This is a genomic window from Micromonospora aridisoli, assembly GCF_056150025.1.
In genome coordinates this window covers 21,666-42,752 of the sequence record NZ_JAXCFK010000006.1, presented here as the reverse complement: position 1 = coordinate 42,752, position 21,087 = coordinate 21,666, and the positions used below count along the sequence as shown (strand labels likewise).

Sequence of the window (21,087 nt, the reverse complement as noted above, 5' to 3'; positions counted from 1 at the left end):
AGGGTCCCCTGGTCGACGTGGCGGTCCGGCCACCGCCGACAGCTGGTCCGAAATGTCGCCGACACGCTGCCTGAGCTGCCCGATCAGCCTCCCTCACCGGTGTCCAATGAAACGCGTGACTGGCAGCCGAGCGGCCCGAGAGCACTCCGACGGCCTTCCCATCGACGCCGCGCCGGACCCCACCGCGCCGCCGCGTACCCAGGTGGTGGCCCCACAACCCCGCGCGGTGCCCTCGGTCGCACCGGACGGCGAGGGCGACGCGGCCGGGCCGGAACGGGCCGATCCCGCCACCGTCGAGTTGCGGCGCGCCGACGTCGAGGTGGAGCCGACCACCGGCGCGCCGGCGGACACGCTGCCACGGCGGGTCCCGGTCCGGCCGGCCGGCCGCCGGGGCCGCCGGGGCCGGTCCCGCGACGACGGTACGCCGGACGAGGACACCTTCTGGGCACCGATCGAGGAGGTGCACTGGGACGGCACGCCGGTGCGACCGGAGGCGACCGGCGAGGGCGATCCGTGGTGGCGCCGGATCCGGCCGGTGCGCCGGCACCGGGAACGGAGCAACCATCCGCCGGATCCTCTGGCGGGCCTGTCGGTGATGGTCGGGTTGAGCCTGGCGGCAGCCTTCTTCGCCTGGGTCAGCGCCGGCCCGCTCTGGCTCGCCGTCGGGCACGCGACCTCCGGGACGGTGGTCGTCACCAGGTGCACCGGCGACGGCCTGACCCAGCGGTGCCGGGGCATCTTCACCGCGGCGGACGAGGAGTTCCGGACCCATGGCGTACGGGTCAGCGGGGTGCCCGGGGACCGCGCGGTGCCGGGTTCGGCCCTGCCCGCGAGGGTGACCGGCGCGGACGGCCACGTCGCGTACGCCGACCGAGGGGTGGGCGCCCAGTTGCGCTGGCTGCTCGGTCTGCTCGGGGTGCTGGGCTGTGCGGTGGGCATCGCCCGCTGGACCGGTGCGACCCGGCTGGCCGACCGGGGCGAGCGGCGTTTGGCGGTGGCCGCCTCGCTGGCCGGCCCGTTGCTGACCACCGTCGGCTTCCTGGTCGCCGCCTGGTGACACCTGGGGACGTCGAGGGCAGCTCAGGCTGGTGACGCCGGGCAGCTCACGGTCGGTGCACGATCGCGTAGACGTCGCGGCGGCGCAGCCCGTACGTGGTCGCCACGTCGGTGATCGCGTCCCGGCGGCTGCGTCCCGCCGCTTCCCGCTCGGCCACCTCGGCGCGCAACGCGTCGTCGTCGGGGCGGACGGTCGGCGCGGCGGGGGCACCGGCCACGACGAGAGTGATCTCGCCACGCGGGTCGCCGTCCGCGGCCCACCGGGCCAGCTCACCGAGGGGGCGGCGCAGCACCTCCTCGTAGGTCTTGGTCAGCTCGCGGCAGAGCGCGGCAGGCCGGTCGGCGCCGAACGCGTCGGCCAGATCGGTCAGCGCGGCGGCGACCCGGTGCGGCGCCTCGAAGAGGACCAGGGTGCGCTCCTCGGCGGCCAGTGCCCGCAGCCGGGCCCGGCGGGCGCCGGGCCCACGCGGCAGGAACCCCTCGAAACAGAACCGGTCGCAGGGCAACCCGGACAGGGCGAGGGCGGTGGTGACGGCACTGGGTCCGGGCGCGGCGGTGACCGGCACCCCGGCGTCCAGGGCGGCCCGGACCAGTCGGTAGCCGGGGTCGGAGACGCTGGGCATCCCGCCGTCGGTGACCAGCGCGACGACGTACCCCGCGGTGAGCACCTCGACCAGTTCCGGGGTACGCCGCTCCTCGTTGCCCTCGAAGTAGGAGACGATCCGACCGGGGACGGTCACGTCGAGGTCGCGGGCGAGCCGGCTCAGCCGGCGGGTGTCCTCGGCGGCGACCACGTCGGCGGTGGCGAGCACGTCCCGCAGCCGGGTGGAGGCGTCGGCGGGGTTGCCGAGCGGCGCACCGAGCAGTATCAGGCGGCCCGTTTCGGACATTTCACCCACTGGTGCGCACTCCTTCATCGATGGACGTACCGGATACGGGGACGACAGACCCCAGCGACCCCCTCCGCAGCCTACGATCGCCGGGTGACGAGTGCGTCGACAGCACAGAGCGCGAGCCCGGACCAGCCGCCGGAGCCGAGGGGGACACCGGACTCTCCAACCGACCCGGCACCCGGTGGTGTGCCGGCCGCGATCCGCCGTCGGCTGGCCACCGTGGAGGCCGGGCTGGACGCCCGGTCCTGGCTGGCCACAGCGGTGGTGGTGGTCATCGCGGCGGTACTGCGGTTCGCCAATCTCAGCCATCCTCCTGGGAAGATCTTCGATGAGATCTACTACGCCCGGGATGCCTGGGGGCTGCTCGACAAGGGTGTGGAGTGGAACTACTCGAACGGCGGTCCGTCGTACGTGGTCCACCCGCCGCTGGGCAAGTGGTTGATCGGTTTCGGTGAGTGGGCCTTCGGCTACGCCGACGCCGAGCACGGCATCTCGGTGCCCGGCCACCTGTTCACCACCGCGCCGGAGTTCGGTTGGCGTTTCTCGGCGGCGCTGCTCGGCACCCTGTCGGTGCTGTTGCTGGTCCGCATCGGCCGCCGGATGTTCCGCTCCACGGTGCTCGGCTGCGCCGCCGGCCTGCTGCTCGCGGTCGACGGGTTCCACCTGGTGCTCTCCCGCACCGCGCTGCTCGACATCTTCCTGCTCTTCTTCGTGTTGGCCGCCTTCGGCGCGCTGGTGCTGGACCGGGACGCCACCCGCCGTCGCTGGGCGCGGGCACTGGACTCCGGGCTGGACCCGACCGCCCGGGGGCGCGTCGGTCGTCCACCCGGCGGCTGGCGGAACTGGCCCTGGTGGCGACTGGCGACCGGAGTGCTGCTCGGCTGCGCCTTAGCGGTGAAGTGGAGCGCGCTGTTCTTCGTACCCGTCTTCGCGCTGCTGATGCTCCTCTGGGACGTCGGCGCCCGGCGTTCGGCCGGGGTGCCGCGGCCGTGGCGGGACACCCTGCTCGACGGCGTGCCCTGGATGGTGCTCGCCGGCCTGCTGATGGCTGTCACCTACGTCGCGACGTGGTCGGGCTGGCTGTTCGGCCAGGAGGGCTACTACCGGCTCGCCGAGCGGTACCCGGACGCCGGGCTCAGCGACGCACCCCTCGTCGGCCCGCTGTGGAACCTGGTGCAGTACCACCAGGCCGCCCTCGGCTTCCACAACCAGCTCGACGATCCGCACAAGTACCAGTCGTGGCCGTGGCAGTGGCTGCTGCTGGGCCGGCCGGTGGCGTTCCACTGGACCGGTGACGGCCCCTGCGGGGCGCCGACCTGCGCCGAGGAGGTGCTGCTGCTGGGCACCCCGCTGCTGTGGTGGTCGTTCCTGCCCGCACTGGTCGCGCTGGTATGGCTCGGCCTGGCCCGGCGGGACTGGCGGGCCGGCGCGATCCTGCTCACCGTGGCGGCCGGGCTGCTGCCCTGGTTCTGGTTCGCCGTCGACGGCCGGACGATGTTCTCCTTCTACGCCGCGCCCGCGCTGCCGTTCCTGGTCCTCGCCGTGGTCTACGTGCTGGGTGCCATCGCCTCACCGGCGGGACCGAGCGGCACCCTGGCGGTGACCGGCCCCGACGAGGAGGCGAGCCGGGACCGTCGGCTGGTCGGTGGCGTGATAGCCGGCGCGTACGTCGTGCTGGTCGTCCTCTGCTTCGCGTACTTCTATCCGATCTTCGTGGGCTGGACGCTGCCGTACGAGGACTGGTCGGCACGGATGTGGCTGGACGGCCGCTGGATCTGAACGCGTGATCGAGGAGGCCCGCTGCGGGCGGGCCTCCTCGATCAGGCTCCGAGATCACGAAGGGCCCGTACGCCGAGGCGTACGGGCCCTTCGTTGGAGATTAGGACGCGCCCCGATCGCCTGCCACGGGGGAAGCGGGCGATTGGGGCGCGCACCAGCAGCTTAACCACCCACGACCGGGGGCACAACGGGGCGGCGCAAGTCAGATTTCCGACGTATGCCGAATGCGACAGCAGAACCGGGCGGTTGTTACCGCTGAGTGACGCCACGCGGACTCTGCGCCGCCCATCAGCCACCGACCGCCGCTCGGCTGAACCGTTCCGGCCAGCCCCTCAGCACCTGAAGACATCGACTCGCATCCGCGGTCCGGTCCAAACTGGACGGTCGCCCCGGCCCAGCCTCACGACCGCTTCTGGCGAGGTGGCAGCCAACCGAAGAAACGATCCTGCAACGACGTCGAGCCGGCGACGTGCAGATCCTCGACGGCCGCGGCGAGGCAGGAGCCAAGGTAGACGCTGAGCATCGCCCGGTCCACGCCGTACTCGGCCAGCAGCTGCTCGCGTTTGGGTTCGCAGGGCCATTCGGCGCCACAGGTGCCACACGTCCATTCGGGGGTCACCGGGGCGTGCTCACCCGTCCGCGCGGACGGCGCGGTCCCGTCCGCCTCCGCCACCGTGACACCCGAGCGATCCGTAACACCCGTCATCGCGCTCCCTTCCGCCTCCACCGGGGACGGCGGGCGTGCCACCCACCGCCGGTCGAACATGCCCATGCGCCCATAAAGCGTCCGGGGACGCTCTGGCGTTACACCGTTGCGGTACGTTGACCAACCATGGCCGTCGCCACCCGCCGTAGGCATTGCATCAACCGGAAGCGCTCATCGTCGCCGGTCACCTGGACCGGTACCGGTGGCCGAAAGCACTATGCCGGATTCGCCGGTGCGTGATCTGCTTCCGCCCGCCGTCGCGGTGGCCGTGGCGGGTCCAGACGACTGGTCCGGTCGGCTGCACGCCGTCGAAGCGGCCTGTCTCGGGGAGCGCGCGGTGGACAGTCGCCGCCGCGACTTCACCGCCGGGCGGGTCTGCGCTCGGCGTGCGATGGCCGCGCTCGGACTGCCACCGGTCGCCGTACCGGCCGCCGCCGACCGCTCGCCGGTCTGGCCGGCGGGAACGGTCGGCACCATCACGCACACCCGTGGCTACTGTGCCGCAGCGGTCGCGCGTAGCGACGAGTTCCGGGCGGTCGGCATGGACGCCGAGCAGCACCGCGAACTCAGCGCGGGGGTACGCCGGCTGATCTGCCTGCCCGAGGAGGAGGAACAGGTCCGGCGGTTGCCGCCGGGCATCTCCTGGCCAGCGGTGATCTTCAGTGCGAAGGAGACCGTCTACAAGGTGTGGCATCCGACCGTCGGGAGTTGGCTCGACTTCCATGACGCGCTGGTGCACCTCGACCCCGACGCCGGCACCTTCACCGCGCGGATCTCACCCGCCCGGGTCGCCGACGCACCCACCGACCACGCGCCCGCGCAGGTCGCCGGCCGTTTCACGGTCGAGGCCGAGATCGTACGCACCGCCGCCGCGCTCCCCGCCCGGTAGCCGCGACACCGGGAGTTCACCTCGGCCGGCGCGGCCGGACCGAGTCACGGTGACCGCAATCTCCGTCCCCTGTGGACGCGGCTACACTCCGCCCGGTGATCAACAAGAGATGGTCGTCAGCCGTCCTCCTCGGGCTGCTGACGGCGACCACGCTGGCCGGCCCGGTGCCGGCACTCGCCGACGACCGGGCGGAACCTTCCGCCGAGCCACCGCGGGTCCAGCTGGTGCTGGACGTGAGCGGCTCGATGCGGGCCACCGACATCGACGGGCGCAGCCGGATCTCCGTCGCCCAGCAGGCGTTCGGCGAGGTGGTGGACGCCCTGCCCGACGAGACACAGCTGGGCATCCGGGTACTGGGCGCCACCTACCGGGGCAAGGACAAGCAGCAGGGGTGCCTGGACACCCAGCAGATCGTGCCGGTCGGCCCGGTCGACCGGGCGAAGGCCAAGGCGGCCGTGGCGACACTGCGCCCGACCGGCTTCACCCCGGTCGGGCTCGCCCTGCGCGAAGCTGCCAAGGACCTCGGGACCGGCACCACCGCCCGACGGATCGTGCTGATCACCGACGGCGAGGACACCTGCGCCCCGCCAGACCCCTGTCAGGTGGCCCGGGAACTGGCCGCCCAGGGCACCACCCTGGTGGTCGACACCCTCGGCCTCGCGCCGGACGAGAAGGTACGCCGGCAGTTGCTCTGCATCGCCGCAGCCACCGGCGGCACCTACACCGCCGCGCAGAGCGCCGAGGATCTGACCGACCGGCTGAAGCAACTGGTGGACCGGGCCCGCGACACGTACGCCACCACCCCGGCGAAGGTCGACGGGGCGGAGGCCTGCCAGGGCGCGCCGCTGCTCTCGCCCGGCGTGTACACCGACCGGGAGACCTTCTCCGAGCACCGCTGGTACCGGGTGCCGGTGCGACCGGAACAGGAGCTGCGGGCCTCGGTCAGCGTGGCGCTCGACCGACCCGTCAATCCCGACTACGGCGTACTGCTGCGGGCCACCGCGACCGACGGACGGGAACTCGTCCGCGGCGTGGACGCCGGCAGTGGGCGCACCGATGTGATCTCCGCCGGCCTGCGCTGGTCGGCCGGGGACGACGCCGAGCGCGACGAGGAAGCCGAGGCGACTCCGGCGGCCAGCGCGGCACCGGCCGTCACCACCGTCTGCCTGGTGGTCAGCAACATGTTCTCGCCCCGGGCGGGCACCGCGGCCGATCCGGGCATGCCCGTCGAACTGACCGTCGACGTGGTCGCCGCGTCGTCCGCCCCGAACGGGCCGGACCTGGGCCGTGGCTGGGTGCTGCTGCTCCTGTTGACCCTGGCCGGTCTGCTCACCGGGCTCGTCGCCGGCCTGCTCACCCGCTGGTGGGTAGCCACCTGGAGGAACTGAGAGATGCTCACCCGTTCGGCAACCGTTGCCGCGTTGATCGCCGCCGGTGTCGCCCTGGCCCCTGGCACGGCCCTGGCCGCGCCCACCCCCACCCCTTCCCCCGGTGCCGCCACCGTCACCAAGGCGGGCACCTCGTTCCTGAGCGCCACTCCGGTCGCCGCCGGGCAACCCGTCCGGGTCGGCGCCTCGACCGGTGAGTACCTCTACTGGTCGTTCGCGGCCGACGCGGGTGAGATCCACGAGATCACCGCGACGGTGACGCTGGCGCAGAACCGTAGCGGCCGATCCATCTGGTCGGTCGAGGTCTTCGACGGGCTGCGCCGCCGGCAGGCGTGCACGGCGGGCGCGCAGACGCCCACCGCCGACGCTTCGGCGCGTACCGTCGGCATCGGCTGCACCCTGCGGCGGGTGCGTCCGTGGGCCGAGCCGTGGTCCGGCGACCCACTGCCCGGCACGTACTACGTACGGCTGTCCGTGGTCGACGTCCCCGAGCCCGATCTCGGCCTGCCGATCGACGTGGACCTACTGGTCTCCACCATCGACGACGCTGGGGTCTCCGCCGACGACGGCACGTTGGAGGCGGCGCTGGTGCCACCGACCAACGCCGGCACCGTCCTCGACGCCGAACCGACGGCCGCCCCGCAGGACGACGAGGACGACGGCTGGAAGCTGAGCCTCACCGGCTGGCTGCCCGAGGCCGGCTCCCGCTGGATCTGGACCACTGCCGGCGGGATGCTGGCCGCGGTCGCGGGCGTGGTCGGCTTCGCCCTCACCCGGCGCCCCACCATCGGGTGAGCCCCGCCGGCAGGTCGCGCCGAGGTGCCCGACGCGACCTGCCGGCGGTCCTAGGGCCGCCACCGACAGTGGGACCCTTCGGCCTTGGCGCGACCCGGTGCCCGGGCGGCGCAAGGCCCGGGCACCGGGTACGGCGTCACAGCCGGGCGAGGATCTTCTTCATGGTGTCGATCTCGGCCTGCTGCGTGGTGACGATCCGCTGCGCCAGCGCTCTGGCATCCGGATTGGCACCCTGAGCGGCCTCCTCCTCGCCCATCGTGATGGCCCCCTCGTGATGGGCGATCATCATGGTGAGGAACTGCCGGTCGAACTCGGTGCCGGAGGCGGCCGCGAGCCGGGCCATGTCGGCCTCGGACATCATGCCCGGCATCTCGTGGTCCATCTCGGGCATCCCGTGGCCGTCACCGTCGGCCATCGGCATCGGTGCCCCCCACAGCGTCAGCCAGCCCTGCATTTGGGCTATCTCCGGCGCCTGAGCATTCTTGATCTGCGTGGCGAGCTGCTTCACCTCCGGGTCGGCGGCACGGGTTGCCGCCAGGTCGGACATCTCCACCGCCTGCTCGTGGTGGGGAATCATCATCTGCGCGAACATCACGTCGGCCGCGTTGCTGGTGGCGGAGTCCCCGCTGATCGCGCTTGCCGACGGGTTGCCTGGCATGGTGTGGCCGGTGCCGGGCGAGTGGCCGGAGCCGCAGCCGGCGAGGCCGATCGCAACGGTGAGGCTCACGCCGAACCGGAGGAAGCGGCGTGGGTAGGTGCGATTCATGGTTGTCACAGGGCCTTTCCAAGTCGGTGGACGGAAACGTGTCGGCGCGGTCACCCGCTCGGGGTGCGCGCCGGTCGCTCCTATATCCGCAGCACCGACACCGAGGCCGTGGTCAAGCCGATCAGGGGAAACGCCGGCGGGGCGCGGCCGCCCCGGGCCCGGGCGCACCGACGGTCCCGTCGCAGCAGGCTCCGCGTACGCCGAAGGAGACGGACGGCGAGCACGACGGCGAATGCGAAGCCGGCGGCGATCGCCAGGCAGACCGCCCAGCCCGACAGGTGCCCGGGTCCCGGCTGCTCCGTGGTGGGCGCCGCCTGTGCCACACACCGGTCGCCGTGACAGTCGCCGACGGCGATGGGCACGGCCAGCGCGGCCTGGCCGCCGTGCACGGCCTGGCCGCCGTGTCCGGCGTGCCCGGCGTGCCCGAGGATCGGGTCGTGGCCCAGGCTGTGCATCGCGGCCAGCCCGAACAGGGTGCACGCCAGCAGCATGAACCGGAGCCATCGCCCGGTGGTGGCCGCTTCGCCTCGCACCCGATCACGGTATCGCGCGGCAGAGCACCGGCACCGCGATCCCGCGCCTCCGCTAACCGGCGGAGCCGATCTGGCGGGTGATCGACGCATCGGTGATCGCGGTGTCCTTCGCCAGCATGATCGCCTTGCTGAGAATGACCGCGAGCATGCCGTCCCCCTCGAACGGCAGGAACTGCTGCTCCCCCGTCCGGCTCGCGCCACGCTCCGGCACGATGCAGAGGTACTCGTCGTTCGGGCTCATCAGGATGTTGCCCGAGCCCAGGTGGATCCGGTAGGTGCGCAGGTCACCCCGGACCACCAGGAACCGGCCGTCGATGTGGGCCCGCTGCCCCACCGCCAGCCGCGGCAGCAGCCGGGTCAGCAGCTCCCGGCGGGTCTCGGCGGTCGCGGACAGCTCCCCGAAGCTGTACGACGACCAGTAGTCCCGGAAGCGTCCCTGCGGTCCCCCGTCCGACCAGGTCGGGTCGTTGCCGACGCTGGCCACCCCGACGAAGAGGTCGACATCCCGCATGATCTCGCTGAACACCAGCGGTGGAACCCGGTCGAGCGGCAGCGGGTCGGCCGGCCGGGCGTCCGTCCACCGCTCCGCCGAGTAGCCACCACCGGAGGCATGTGACCAGTTCTGCGCGGCGGCGATCGGGTAGAAGCGCACCTGGTCGGTGACGAGCCGCAGATACGATCCGCTTTCGGTGGTGTCGGTGTCCCATTCGTCGCCGATGCCCTCCACCCAGTACTCGGCGCGCAGCCCCCACCCGGGCAGCTCCCGGAAGGTCGGCGGGTAGGAGTCGTCGACCATGAGCCGGAGCCGGTCCATCCAGCCCCGGACCGCGGCCAGGGCGTGAAACTGGTGCTGGCGCAGGATGTGCCCGGCGAACCGGTTGGAGTACGTGGCGGTGGCCTCCTCCGCCGGGGTGAGCAGGTAGACCTCCCGATGTGCCTGCTTGAACGGCTGGACGATCCCACGCCGCTCCAACCACTGCCGCCAGCCGACGACCTCCGCCACCGGCCGGTCTATCGGGTGCCAGATCCGGACCTCGGCGTCGGCGACCGCGATGACCGGGGTGTCGTCCACGGTGCGCAGCGCGTCGTCGGCCCAACCGCAGGGCACCCCGTCGACCAGCCAGAGCAGCCGGCGGGCCAGCGCGCCGACCAGAGGATGGTCCAGGTAGCGCTGCCGCCAGTCAGCCAGCTTCCAGGTGCGCTGGGCCAGGAAGAGCCGGTCCAGCCGGGCCACCTGTGCGGCGAGCATGCTGGTGATCTCCTTGACCAGGCCCTTCAGCTCGGCCAGCTCCACCGCATGCTCCCGGCGTACCACCGCCGGCGCGCTCTTCACCTGCCGGCCGGACTCGGTGTACCAGTCCAGGACGACGCTGGTGGACACGATCGACAGCTCGGCCCGGCAGCCGCCGAGGAGCGCCTCGTGCCGGCCCACTCCGGTCAGGCCGTAGTCCGGTACGGCCAGCTCCTCGATCTCGTCGCGACCGATGCCGAGGGCGGCGGCGCGCGCGTCGAGCGCCTTGTCGATCTCCTTGCGGGTGCCCTTGTAGGTGACCCGGGCCGAGAGGCGGGCGAGTTGCGCCAGCGCCGGATCGCCGTCGAGTCGCCCGAGCACCCCGACCGCGGCGTTGGCCACCTTCGGGCAGGCCGGCCCGACGCCGGGCAGACGGCGCAGCATCGCTTCGACCAGGCCGCCGATGCGGCGTACCTGCTCGGGCGTCGGCCCGGTCCGCTCGACCAGCCAGAGCAGGCCGCGCAGCAGGTCGGCGTTCACCGAACTCGGCTGATCCGGCGGGGTGCGGGTGGCGGTGGCCAGCCACCGGTCGAAGATCTGCCCGGCCTCGCTCAGGTCGACCTCGGCGAGTAGCCGGGCCGCCGTGGTCGACCAGCCGGCCGTCGGGCGGGCCGTGGTGGCGGTGCTGGCGTGGGCGAACAGCTGCCGCCATGCCGGATCCAGGGTGGGCAGCTCGGTGAGGAGCTGCCGGGCCCAGGCATCCGCCGGGTCGAGACGCGGCCCGGCCAGTTCGACGACGAACTGTCGCAGCCGCTGACTCTCGTCGGACCGGTCGACCAGCACGTCCATCAGCTCCGCGGAGATCGGGCCGCTGGCGGCCAGACCCCGGGCCACGGTCTCCAGCGCCGTCGGCGACAACGCGTACGGCTCCTCGACGGCGAACGCGGCGAAATCCTGAAGCTGCTCCGGTGCCAGCTCGGTGGGCAGTCGTCGGGCCAGCTGCCCGATCAGATCGCGCGGCGGCCAGGTGTGGACCCGGTCCTGCCGCACCAGGGTGGCCATGGCCTGCACGAGACGCGCCACGTCCGGACGGGACAGCGCGCGCAGCGCGGCGCGTACCTCCGGATCGTCCCGGCAGAGGCGGGCGTGCGTGTAGAGGTGAGCTGCCAGGGCGTCCAGATCGTTCGCGGCGACCAGGTCGCGGGCGCGGGTCGCATACCAGACGGTGTCGGTGGTGGTGGTCATCAGCCACCGACCAACGGGACGAGCTTGAGGAAGGTGACCTGGGTGTCGCGGCGCAGGTCGACCTCGTCGTCCAGCTCCTCGATCTGCCGGTCGTCGACCAGCACCACGAAGCCGTTGCGGCGGAACGCCTCCTCGGCGAGGGCGATCTGCCGCTGCGGGTCGACGCGGCGGCGAGGGCGCTCGCCCCGGTCCCCGTTGAGGGCCCGCTCGGTCGAGGTGGGCTGCACCAGCAGCCTGCGTGGCTCCGGGCTGGCCGCGTTGTGCTCGGCCACCTCCTGGTGGATCCGCCGCCGGATCAGCTCGCGCAGCGTCAGCCGCTCCTCGAAGATCTGCAGGGCCCACGCGGGGGTACGGGCACCGGCCGTGCTCTCGTCCACAAAGGTCACCGTCGCCATGTCGGGGGAGTCTAGGTACGCCCTCCGACAGTCCGGTCCGGCGCGGCCGCGACCGTCTACTCCAGGGCGAAGGTGGCCGACGCCCGCCCCGCCACGTCCGATACGGCTTCCAGGAAGAGCAGCCCGTCGCGGTGTCGGACGTACTGGCCGGGGAAGTTGACCGACTCCAACGACATCTTCGCCGGGTCCGCGAGGCCGGCTCGGCGGGTGAACGTGGCGTCCTGCCGGAACAGGTTCGACCCGTCGGTGCGCTCCACCCAGAGCTGATGGTTGCGGTGTCGCAGGTAGTAGCCGGGGTAGTTGGTCGACTCCAACGAGATCGCCGATGCGTTGGACAGCCCGGCGACGATCCGGAACTGCGAGTCGGCCAGGTTGGTGACGTTGGGCTCCAGCCGGACCCGGAACTCCCAGTGCCGAAGGTAGCGTTCCGGCAGGTCGTGCGAGCGCAGCCGGACCGGCGTCAGACCGTCCGGCACCGGTACCCCGAAGTTCGGCGTGCCGTCGGCGTTCCAGTAGACCCGCTGGATCCGGGTACGCCGGTTGGGGTCGTTCAGCGGGTCGTAGCCGTTGCCGAGATACCGCTCGTAGTTGCGGGAGTGGTAGACGATCACGTCGCTGCCGTCCTCCGCGACGGTGAACGAGTTGTGCCCGGGACCGTACTGGCCGGTCCGGCTGTCGCTGGCCAGCACCGGCGTGGCCCGCTTGCTCCACGACGCCGGGTTCAGCAGGTCGCTGTTCGCCGAGGCGGTGAGCAGCCCGACGGCGTAACTGGCGTCGGTGGCGCTCGCCGAGTAGGTCATGAACACCCGCCCGTTGCGGATCAGCACCGCCGGCCCCTCGTTCACCCGGTACCCCCGGGTCTCCCAGGCGTATGTGGGGGTGGCGATCAGGGTCGGGGTGCCCGCGTACGTCCACGGGTTGACCGCCCGAGCCAGGTAGATGTTCGAGTTGCTGCCGGCGTACTCCGCCCAGGCCAGGTAGCGCTGGCCGTTGTGCACGAAGGTGGTGGCGTCGAGGGAGAAGCTGCTGCGGGCGGGCTGAAGCTGGCCCCGCTCGACCCACGGCCCGTCGAGCGGGTTCGCGGCGCTGCTCTCCAGCACGTACGGCCGGATGGCCCAGATGTCGTCGGTGCGCCCGGCGGCGAAGTAGATGTACCACCGGCCGTCGATGAAATGGATCTCCGGGGCCCAGATGTGCGCGCCCATCTCGCCGCTGCTGTGACGACGCCAGATCACCCGCTCGGTCGCGGTCGCGAGGCCCTGGAGGGTGGTGGCGCGACGCAGCACGATGCGGTCGTACTCCGGCACCGTCGCGGTGAGGTAGTAGTAGCCGTCGGTGTGCCGGTGAACATGCGGGTCGGCGCGCTGCTCGGCGATCGGGTTGGTGAAGGTGACGGCGGCGGCCCGCGCCGGGGCGGCCGGCGCCACCAGCACGGCCGTCGCCGCCATGACCAGCGCGGCGAGCGCGGCCGCACCTCTGCTGACACGGAGCCGTGCACGCGCCATGGTTACCGCCCTCTCGCCGCCCGGAAACCGGGTCATCCGTACGGCGGACCCGTGGTGGCACCAGACCGGGGCCCGCCAGCCGAAGGCACTCGCCTGGCCTCATTGATAGCGTTAACATTCTCCCGCTGTCAACAGACGCGCATCTATGTCGACCGGCCGCGTCGGAGCCGGCCGCCGGACGGCGGAGACCCGCGTAGGCGAGGTCGCCGTCCGCCCGGCGGCGCTGACCGTTGCCCTCAGCGAGTAGCGCGCCCGGTCATCTTGTCCCGCAGCCGATCCACCATGCCCACCCCGGGGCCGACCAGCTTGTGAAACAGTTCGCTGTTCGGTGCGCCTGGGTGAGGTCGCGTCGGCGCCAGCTTCTTGGCCGTCTCCACCTTGCCGGCCAGCTCCACCAACTCCTCGCGGGGCACCCTGCGGCGCAACTCGGGGAACTGCTCCGTCTCCTCGTCCCGCACGTGGTCCGCCAGCAGGTTCTCCAGGCGTCGCAGGGCGTCGTCGAACTCGGCATCGGACACGTCGAGCGCCTCGAGCCGCTTCATGGTCCGCTCGAGTTCGTCGTGCTCCTCGATGTCGTGCCGGACGGCGTTCTCACCGTCCGCCAGGTGCTTGCGCATCGCCGGGTACACGTACATCTCCTCCGCGACGGCGTGCCGTACCAGCTCACTGATGACCGTGTCGGTCAGGTCCCGCCGGATCATCGGATCGGTCACCGACTTGATCTCACCGACCAGGGCGACGATGTCGCGGTGATCGCTGATCAGGACGTCGACCACGTCGCCGTTCATCTTGCTGTCGGTCATGTTTCCTCCACACGTCGCCGCTTCGCCCCCTTCGGGCGGATGCCTCCTACCCCTCGCAGAGGTGATCACTCCCGCCCACTCGAGCTGGTTGGCGACGAACCACCGCGCGGTTCAGGGGCGAAGGCGCAGTTTTCGGGTGGATCCCGGGGGTATCAGGCTGCCGAGGGCCAGGGATTTGAGTGGTCCATCAGCGCACTGGCCCAGGAGGCAGCTTGATGCGAGCAATGGTCTATCGCGGCCCGTACCGGATCCGGGTGGAGGAAAAGGACCGCCCGTCGATCGAACACCCCAATGATGCGATCGTACGGGTTACGCGCGCCGCGATCTGCGGCTCGGACCTGCACCTCTACCACGGGATGATGCCCGACACCCGGGTCGGGACGACCTTCGGCCACGAGTTCATCGGCGTGGTCGACGAGGTGGGCCCGTCGGTCCAGAACGTCAAACCGAACGACCGGGTGATGGTACCCTTCAACGTCTTCTGCGGCTCGTGCTTCTACTGCGCCCGGGGCCTGTTCAGCAACTGCCACAACGTCAACCCGAACGCGACGGCGGTGGGCGGCATCTACGGCTACTCCCACACCTGCGGCGGCTACGACGGCGGCCAGGCCGAGTACGTCCGCGTGCCCTTCGCCGACGTCGGTCCGAGCATCATTCCCGAATGGATGGACGACGACGACGCCGTCCTGCTCACCGACGCACTCGCCACCGGATACTTCGGGGCGCAGCTCGGTGAGATCGTCGAAGGCGACGTCGTGGTGGTGTTCGGCGCCGGGCCGGTGGGCCTGTACGCCGCGAAGTCGGCGTGGTTCATGGGAGCCGGTCGGGTCATCGTCATCGACCATCTCGACTACCGCCTGGCGAAGGCGGCCTCGTTCGCCCACGCCGAGACGTACAACTTCGCCGAGTACGGCGACATCGTCGTGCATCTCAAGAAGATCACCGACCACCTCGGTGCCGACGTGGCCATCGACGCGGTCGGCGCCGAGGCCGACGGAAACTTCCTCCAGCACGTGACCGCCGCGAAGCTGAAGTTGCAGGGAGGCTCGCCGGTCGCCCTCAACTGGGCGATCGACTCGGTACGCAAAGGCGGCACCGTCTCGGTGATGGGCGCGTACGGGCCGATGTTCAGCGCGGTGAAGTTCGGCGACGCGATGAACAAGGGGCTGACCCTGAGAATGAACCAGTGCCCGGTGAAGCGACAGTGGCCTCGCCTGTTCGAGCACATCCGCAACGGCTACCTCAAACCCAGCGACATCGTGACCCACCGGATCCCGCTGGAGCACATCGCGGAGGCCTACCACATCTTCTCCGCCAAGCTCGATGGATGCATCAAGCCGCTGATCGTCCCGAACGCCGCCTGACCAGACCGGGAGCCGGAGATGCCGTACACGCCCGACAAACCGCCCCTGGCCCACTCCAGTGACGAGCTACGCGCCCGCATCCCCGGGTGGGGTGCCGACCTGGACCCGAAGGACCGCCCCTCGGTGCCGCGGGAGAAGTTCGACCCGAACCTCAACGGCGCGCGGTGGCAGTTCCCGGAACGGCAGCCCGAGAAATGGCCCCGGGAGAGGTCGATCGAGCACAAGTTCCTCACCCCGGTCTTCGGCACGTCCTGCCCGCCCAGAGGGCTCTCCGGGGTGATCCGCAGGTACGCCTACCGCACCTACAGCGAGGGACGGGCCGCGCACTGGCTGCTCCTGCTGGCCGCCGACCGGGTGGACACCGCCGAGAGCGTCTTCCGGTCGTTCCTGAGCGGGCGGCCCGACAACCCGATCACCCAGACCGGAGTGCTCAGCGAGTTCTCTCATCACGGACTCGCCTCGCGTACCCGTGGGCGGCGCGCCGACCGGGCGCACCACCCGCTCGACCCGATCATCGTGGCGGCACCGTGGCTGCTGGCCGGGGGAATCGCGTTCGCCGCCGTCAGGAAGATCACCAGACGCCGCGGCTAGGCCGGGCACGGCTCACGGGTCGTGCCGATGGCGCAGGTCAACCGGACGGAGGACGCAGTGAAGGACAGCAGGACCGCGAACGGCGCGGAGACCGGACAGCGGCGGCACCGGGTGGTGATCGTCGGCTCCGGCTTCGGCGGTCTGTTCGCGGCCAAGGCACTGCGCCGCGCGCCGGTGGACGTCACCATGGTCGCGCGCACCACCCACCACCTGTTCCAACCGCTGCTCTACCAGGTCGCCACCGGCATCCTCTCGCCCGGCGAGGTGGCACCGGCGACCCGTGAGATCCTGCGCCGACAGCGCAACGTCGAGGTCCTGCTCGGTGAGGTCACCGACATCGACCTGGAACACCGCACCGTCACCGCGAACGCTCCGCTGACCACCTTCAGCACGGAGTACGACAGCCTGATCGTCGCGGCCGGCGCGGCACAGTCGTACTTCGGTCACGACGAGTTCGCCGAACACGCGCCCGGCATGAAGAGCATCGACGACGCGCTCGAACTGCGCGGGCGGATCTTCGGGGCGTTCGAGCTGGCGGAGCTGGAGTCCGACCCGGCGGCGATCGAACGGTGGATGACGTTCGTCGTGGTCGGTGCCGGACCGACCGGCGTGGAGATGGCCGGGCAGATCGCCGAGCTGGCGCACCGGACCCTGCCGGGCGAGTTCCGGCGGATCGACCCGCGCACGGCACGAATCGTGCTGCTGGACGCGGCCGACTCCGTACTCGGCACGTTCGGCGAACAACTGTCGACCAAGGCACTGCGACAGTTGCGCCGCCTCGGCATCGAGGTGACGCTCGGCACGACCGTGGTGGGGGTGGACGACACCGGCATCGATCTGGTCGACCGCGACGGTCAGCGGAGCCGGATCGCATGCATGACGAAGATCTGGGCGGCCGGGGTGTCGGGATCCCCGCTGGGCGCGCGCCTGGCTGCCGCAGCGGGCGCCGAGACCGACCGTGCCGGCCGGGTCAAGGTCGAGCCCGACTGCACCCTCCCCGGGTACCCGGAGGTGTTCGTCATCGGCGACCTGATGGCGCTGGACCGGCTGCCGGGCGTCGCCCAGGTGGCGATCCAGGGCGGGCAGCACGCGGCCCGGCAGATCATCCGACAGGTGCGCGGCGAACCGGCGCGTCAGCCCTTCCGGTACCGCGACAAGGGCAGCATGGCCACCATCTCGCGCTTCTCGGCGGTGGCCACCGTCGGGCGGCTGCGGCTGGCCGGCTTCACCGGGTGGCTGCTCTGGCTCGCCGTACACCTGCTGTACCTGGTCGGCTTCAAGAACCGGGTCACGGCCGTCCTGCACTGGTTCGTCAGCTTCATCGGGCGGGGCCGCTCTGAGCGGACCGTCACCCTGCAACAGGTGCTGGCCCGCACCGCCCTGCGGCAGGGCACCGGGGCAGCGGACCAACAGATTCCGGCCCCCGCCCGGCCGGCCGGCTCCGTGGGCGCAGAGGGCGTCGCGCCTGAGCAACGGGTTGCGCCGGAGCAACCCGCGCCCGCAGCGGTACCGGGCCCCGCAGCCGCCCGCCGTGGCGCCCCGGAGCAGGCCGAGGGCTGACCGTCGCTGTCGCGTACGCCGGCTCGGCGGTGCCGCCCCGCCCGATCGGCCCCGCGCCCGGCAACGGCGATGACCGTGACTCGTCACGATCATCGCCGCTGTCGAACGACCGGCTTACAAATCACCCGCGGGCCTCGACCGGCCCAGAACTCACGCTCCGGTGGCCCGCGACGCCTCGCCGGGCTCGTCGGATGGCAGGTCGGTGGCCAGACCGGAGGCCAGCGGGGAGGCCGCACGCTCGCTCGCGTTCTCCGAACCCGACTCGCCGCCCTCCGGTGCCACCGCGCCGTCGTAGTTGTAGACCGTCAGCGCGGCACCGTCACGCTGCCGCTGCTCGGTGGTACGGATGTAGCGGTGGATCAGGCCATCGATCTGCACCTCGACCAGGCCGGCACCGTCCCCCGTGACCAGCGTGTCGTCGCTCGGGCCACCTACCAGAATCGCGTCCTTGCTCGTCGTCATGGCCGTTGTCTACCCACGGCCGTTCTCGCGCACTCCCCCGCCAGGACCGAGTTCTCCTCGATGGGGGTTGCGGCACCGGTCGGGGTGTAGGCAGGCGGGATGCCGGGTACCTCGCGCCCAACCCCCGTACCCCTGCCCAGGAGGACGCCATGACCGTCGTACTCGCCGTCGTCTGCAGCGACGGGGTGGTGATCGGCGCGGACTCCCAGATCACCGACAGCGACCGCGGTCTGAGCTTCCCCGCCCAGAAGCTGCACCCGCTGGGCTCCTGCGCCGCCTGGGGCGGCAGCGGCGCGCGGGGAGTACTCAACGACCTGCGCCCCCTCCTCCAGGACTCGGCCACCGCCATCCTCGAAGCACCCGACATCGGCGACGAGTTGCGGGAGCGCGTCCTGCCCGTCTTCAAGAAGCACTACGAGAGCTACATCCCGGACGTACCCGGCGAGGACGACGGCGGCGGGGTGTCGGCGTACCTGCTCGCGGCCGGCTACAGCCAGGGCGGGCCGTGGATCGTGGAGATCAACCCCAACGGGCTCATCGGCCGCTACGAGGACGTGGGCTTCCACGCCGTCGGCTCCGGCGCGCCCATGGCCCAGCAGGCCGGCGCGCTACTGTCCCACTTCCGGATGACCACGCGCACCGTCGAGTACGGCGTGGTGGGCGTGGTACGGGTGCTGGAGGCGCTGGATCGGACCTCGCCGTCGGTCGGTGGGCCGTTCAGCGTCGCGTGCATCCGCGAGGAGGGTGCCCACCACCTCGACGATAAGGAGATCGCCAAGGCGCTGAAGGACTCCCAGCGCTGGCGCGACCTCGAACAGGAAGCGCTCGACCGGCTGTTCGACTGACGACGCCGGCTGCTCCCGTCCGATCCGCCTTGCCGGCACCGTCGCCGTCGACCATCGCGCCGAGACCCGGCGCGCTTGCCTCCCTGGCCAGACGAAATTCGGAGAGGAACGCCAGGAAGAGGCGACTCAACCTGCTGCACAAGATCGAAAAAGGCCGTCTCCCATCACGGGAAACGGCCTTTGAGCTGGGTGGAGCTGAGGGGATTTGAACCCCTGACCCCCTCGATGCGAACGAGGTGCGCTACCGGTCTGCGCCACAGCCCCTCCGCCGGTCTACCGGCGTCGGTCCCACCCGGCTGTCACCGGGCGGGCCGGCGACAAGGCTAACAGGTCGAGCGCTTCCGCCGCGAACCACCCCGCCGCGCCGGCCCCAGCAAGATCCGCGCAGTTTCCCCGATGTTGCTGCCACCAGACCGGCTGAGGCAGCACTTTCCCCGAACTTGTCGCCTCGTCCCCCCGGCGCGGAGCCCGAGCGCCTCATCCCACCCGGCGCGGAGCCGGAGCGCACCCACCGGCGCGGAGCGCAGCCCCGGCGCGACGAGCGGCGTCAGGCGGTGTGGGAGCCGGGGCCGGTCTCGTAGGGGCGGCCGCGTAGGCCGCCGGCTCGGCGGTAGGAAACCGAGCCGCCGTTGGCGGCCTGCGGCAGGTCGGCGGGGCGGTCCAGGCCCATCGCGCTGCGCCGCACGGACTCCCGCTGGGCTGCCAGGCGGCGCTGCGCCTCGCGGCGAGCCGCTGCCCGACGGGCCTGTTCCCGGCGCACCTCGGCCTGGCGGGCGGCTAGCCACGCGGCCTCGCGAGCTGCGGCGCGGCGTCGCCGGCGGTCGGCCACCGCGCGGGCCCGCAGATGTACGACGTACACGATCAGCAGGGTGGCGGTGACGCCGAAGCTGATCCAGAATCCGGGGCCGACAACCAGCACGCCGATCAACTCGACGGCGTTGAGCAGCACCAGCGCGGCGAGCACCCGACGACGGCGGTAGATGGCGGGAGTGTGGTGGTGCCGCCGGTCGGGGCGGCGGCGCGGTCGACCCCGACCCTCCGGTACGGCACGCAACCGGCTCGGCCGGCCGGAGCGGCGTGGCAACGGCCGCTCGCCCGTCGCACGGGAGGAGTCCGATCCTGACTCACCGGCGGCCCCTGAACGCGGCGATCCGGCCGTGTCGGCCGACCGGCGCGGCGTGGGAGGGACCGAGCGGCGCAGAGCCGGCGGGCCGGAGACCGGGGCGGCCAGTTCTCCCGAGCCGGTGTCCTCGCTGAGAGTGATAACCAGAGCGCGGGAGGGGTTGACCGGGCGCCGGCCGGGGACAGTGCGCCGCCGTCGGCGGCGCTGGAGCACCCGCGCCGTCGACTGCGCCCGCTCCGCCACCAGCCGCTCGGCGGCGTCGTACCGGCGGACCAGCGCCGGAGCGAGGGCGAGCAGCCCGGCGGCGGCGAGGACGGCGAGGAGCACCGAGGTCGGCACCCTCACCCCTCCCGTCACCAGATTCGGAGCAAGCGCCGACCGGCCGCAGGATCTTTCACCGATCGGCGTCGGCGACGTGAATCATGCGGGGCGGGCAGCGCCTGCCGCAGCTTGCAGTTACCTGAGGTTACGGGTCACCGTCGCCGGAACCGCCGCGCCGCGCCGATCCCGCACGTGGGACGGCTCACGGGGTGCGGGCGCGCAGCCGGTGCCAGCGGGCCAGCAGGCCACCTTCGGCAGCGATCTCCTCGCTGGTCATCGCGTATCCGATGTGGTCGCGCCAGGCGCCGTCGATGTGCATGTAGCGCGCGTGGTACGCCTCCTCGCGGAAGCCGAGCTTCTCCACCACCCGGCGCGACGGACGGTTCTCGGGGCGGATGTTGACCTCGATCCGATGTAGTCCGCCGGGACCGAACGCGTGGTCGACCGCCAGCGCCAACGCGGTGGGAATGACACCCCGGCCAGCGACCCGACGGTCCACCCAGTAGCCGACGTATCCGGAGCAGAACGCGCGGCGCACGATGTTGCCCACGTTGATGTGGCCGACGAACCGCTCCACACCGTCCTCGTGAAGACAGACCGCGAACGGCATCCCTTCGCCCGTCCGTGCCGAGCGTCGTTGGTCCCGATAGACCCAGCGGAAGGTGGCCGGCGAGTTCAGGTCGTCCCAGTCACCGGGTACCGACGACTCCCAGGGAGCGAGCCAGTCACGGTTGGCGCGGCGCACCTGCGACCAGGCCGCCGCGTCCGACCGCCGGTACGGCCGCAGCAGCACCGGACCGTCGGAGAGCACCGCCGGCCAGCCAGGCGCCCGTCGGA

20 protein-coding genes and 1 tRNA gene are annotated in these 21,087 nt (G+C 71.8%); 9 read left to right on the top strand and 12 right to left on the bottom strand.

From position 1 onward, the window contains the following. Positions 1 to 106 precede the first annotated feature (106 nt). Positions 107 to 1,057, top strand: coding sequence for a hypothetical protein (locus tag SM447_RS14590; RefSeq protein WP_474573328.1), 951 nt, complete (start codon positions 107 to 109; stop codon positions 1,055 to 1,057). Positions 1,058 to 1,103: 46 nt separating this feature from the next. On the opposite strand, the gene rsmI is transcribed toward SM447_RS14590, so the two are convergent. Next, entirely contained in the window at positions 1,104 to 1,973 is an 870-nt protein-coding gene (rsmI, locus tag SM447_RS14585; protein ID WP_474573327.1) for a 16S rRNA (cytidine(1402)-2'-O)-methyltransferase, read from the bottom strand. 162 nt (positions 1,974 to 2,135) lie between these two features. Between rsmI and SM447_RS14580 the strand changes: the two genes are divergently transcribed. Beyond that, complete coding sequence (locus SM447_RS14580; protein WP_474573593.1) at positions 2,136 to 3,728, top strand: dolichyl-phosphate-mannose--protein mannosyltransferase; 1,593 nt, start codon at positions 2,136 to 2,138, stop codon at positions 3,726 to 3,728. 400 nt (positions 3,729 to 4,128) lie between these two features. On the opposite strand, the gene SM447_RS14575 is transcribed toward SM447_RS14580, so the two are convergent. Next, positions 4,129 to 4,434: a hypothetical protein gene (locus tag SM447_RS14575; RefSeq protein WP_474573326.1), complete on the bottom strand. Its 306-nt coding sequence runs from the start codon at positions 4,432 to 4,434 to the stop codon at positions 4,129 to 4,131. Between the two features lie 232 nt (positions 4,435 to 4,666). On the opposite strand from SM447_RS14575, the gene SM447_RS14570 reads away from it, so the two are divergent. From SM447_RS14570 to SM447_RS14560, 3 genes are all read left to right on the top strand, one after another. Further along, positions 4,667 to 5,323: a 4'-phosphopantetheinyl transferase family protein gene (locus SM447_RS14570; protein ID WP_474573325.1), complete on the top strand. Its 657-nt coding sequence runs from the start codon at positions 4,667 to 4,669 to the stop codon at positions 5,321 to 5,323. Between the two features lie 95 nt (positions 5,324 to 5,418). Continuing rightward, positions 5,419 to 6,711 (top strand): VWA domain-containing protein, encoded by a 1,293-nt coding sequence (locus SM447_RS14565; RefSeq protein ID WP_474573324.1) that lies wholly within the window; start codon positions 5,419 to 5,421, stop codon positions 6,709 to 6,711. A 3-nt stretch (positions 6,712 to 6,714) separates the two neighbouring features. Beyond that, positions 6,715 to 7,506, top strand: a complete 792-nt coding sequence (locus SM447_RS14560; protein ID WP_474573323.1) for a peptidase — start codon at positions 6,715 to 6,717, stop codon at positions 7,504 to 7,506. Between the two features lie 136 nt (positions 7,507 to 7,642). Here SM447_RS14560 and SM447_RS14555 read toward each other — a convergent pair whose 3' ends face one another. From SM447_RS14555 to SM447_RS14530, 6 genes are all read right to left on the bottom strand, one after another. Continuing rightward, positions 7,643 to 8,272, bottom strand: a complete 630-nt coding sequence (locus SM447_RS14555; protein ID WP_474573592.1) for a DUF305 domain-containing protein — start codon at positions 8,270 to 8,272, stop codon at positions 7,643 to 7,645. 80 nt (positions 8,273 to 8,352) lie between these two features. After that, on the bottom strand, positions 8,353 to 8,805 hold the full coding sequence (locus SM447_RS14550; RefSeq protein ID WP_474573322.1) for a DUF6153 family protein: 453 nt from the start codon (positions 8,803 to 8,805) through the stop codon (positions 8,353 to 8,355). Between the two features lie 52 nt (positions 8,806 to 8,857). Then, positions 8,858 to 11,281, bottom strand: coding sequence for a DUF4132 domain-containing protein (locus SM447_RS14545; RefSeq protein ID WP_474573321.1), 2,424 nt, complete (start codon positions 11,279 to 11,281; stop codon positions 8,858 to 8,860). Further along, entirely contained in the window at positions 11,281 to 11,676 is a 396-nt protein-coding gene (locus tag SM447_RS14540) for a hypothetical protein (protein ID WP_474573320.1), read from the bottom strand. The genes SM447_RS14545 and SM447_RS14540 overlap by 1 nt, the downstream gene beginning before the upstream one ends. 56 nt (positions 11,677 to 11,732) lie before the next feature. Next, positions 11,733 to 13,181 carry a family 43 glycosylhydrolase gene (locus SM447_RS14535; RefSeq protein WP_474573319.1) on the bottom strand — a complete coding sequence of 483 codons (1,449 nt, stop codon included), beginning with the start codon at positions 13,179 to 13,181 and terminating at the stop codon, positions 11,733 to 11,735. Positions 13,182 to 13,417: 236 nt separating this feature from the next. Continuing rightward, complete coding sequence (locus SM447_RS14530; RefSeq protein ID WP_474573318.1) at positions 13,418 to 13,984, bottom strand: hemerythrin domain-containing protein; 567 nt, start codon at positions 13,982 to 13,984, stop codon at positions 13,418 to 13,420. 215 nt (positions 13,985 to 14,199) lie between these two features. Between SM447_RS14530 and SM447_RS14525 the strand changes: the two genes are divergently transcribed. The 3 genes from SM447_RS14525 to SM447_RS14515 are packed head-to-tail and all read left to right on the top strand — an operon-like array spanning position 14,200 to position 17,499. Further along, positions 14,200 to 15,348, top strand: coding sequence for a zinc-dependent alcohol dehydrogenase (locus SM447_RS14525; RefSeq protein ID WP_474573317.1), 1,149 nt, complete (start codon positions 14,200 to 14,202; stop codon positions 15,346 to 15,348). An 18-nt stretch (positions 15,349 to 15,366) separates the two neighbouring features. Beyond that, positions 15,367 to 15,939: a hypothetical protein gene (locus tag SM447_RS14520; RefSeq protein ID WP_474573316.1), complete on the top strand. Its 573-nt coding sequence runs from the start codon at positions 15,367 to 15,369 to the stop codon at positions 15,937 to 15,939. A gap of 57 nt (positions 15,940 to 15,996) precedes the next feature. Further along, on the top strand, positions 15,997 to 17,499 hold the full coding sequence (locus tag SM447_RS14515; RefSeq protein ID WP_474573315.1) for an NAD(P)/FAD-dependent oxidoreductase: 1,503 nt from the start codon (positions 15,997 to 15,999) through the stop codon (positions 17,497 to 17,499). A 150-nt stretch (positions 17,500 to 17,649) separates the two neighbouring features. On the opposite strand, the gene SM447_RS14510 is transcribed toward SM447_RS14515, so the two are convergent. After that, positions 17,650 to 17,961 carry a hypothetical protein gene (locus tag SM447_RS14510; RefSeq protein WP_474573314.1) on the bottom strand — a complete coding sequence of 104 codons (312 nt, stop codon included), beginning with the start codon at positions 17,959 to 17,961 and terminating at the stop codon, positions 17,650 to 17,652. A gap of 149 nt (positions 17,962 to 18,110) precedes the next feature. Here SM447_RS14510 and SM447_RS14505 point away from each other — a divergent pair, with 149 nt between their 5' ends. After that, positions 18,111 to 18,806, top strand: coding sequence for a proteasome protein (locus SM447_RS14505; RefSeq protein ID WP_474573313.1), 696 nt, complete (start codon positions 18,111 to 18,113; stop codon positions 18,804 to 18,806). A 190-nt stretch (positions 18,807 to 18,996) separates the two neighbouring features. Here the strand turns inward: SM447_RS14505 and SM447_RS14500 are convergent. The 3 genes from SM447_RS14500 to SM447_RS14490 form a co-directional block, all read right to left on the bottom strand. Further along, positions 18,997 to 19,070, bottom strand: a tRNA-Ala gene (locus SM447_RS14500). 283 nt (positions 19,071 to 19,353) lie between these two features. Beyond that, a complete protein-coding gene (locus tag SM447_RS14495) occupies positions 19,354 to 20,274 on the bottom strand; it encodes a divisome protein SepX/GlpR (protein ID WP_474573312.1) in 921 nt (306 codons plus the stop codon). Between the two features lie 178 nt (positions 20,275 to 20,452). After that, on the bottom strand, positions 20,453 to 21,061 hold the full coding sequence (locus SM447_RS14490) for a GNAT family N-acetyltransferase (RefSeq protein WP_474573591.1): 609 nt from the start codon (positions 21,059 to 21,061) through the stop codon (positions 20,453 to 20,455). Positions 21,062 to 21,087: the final 26 nt, after the last annotated feature.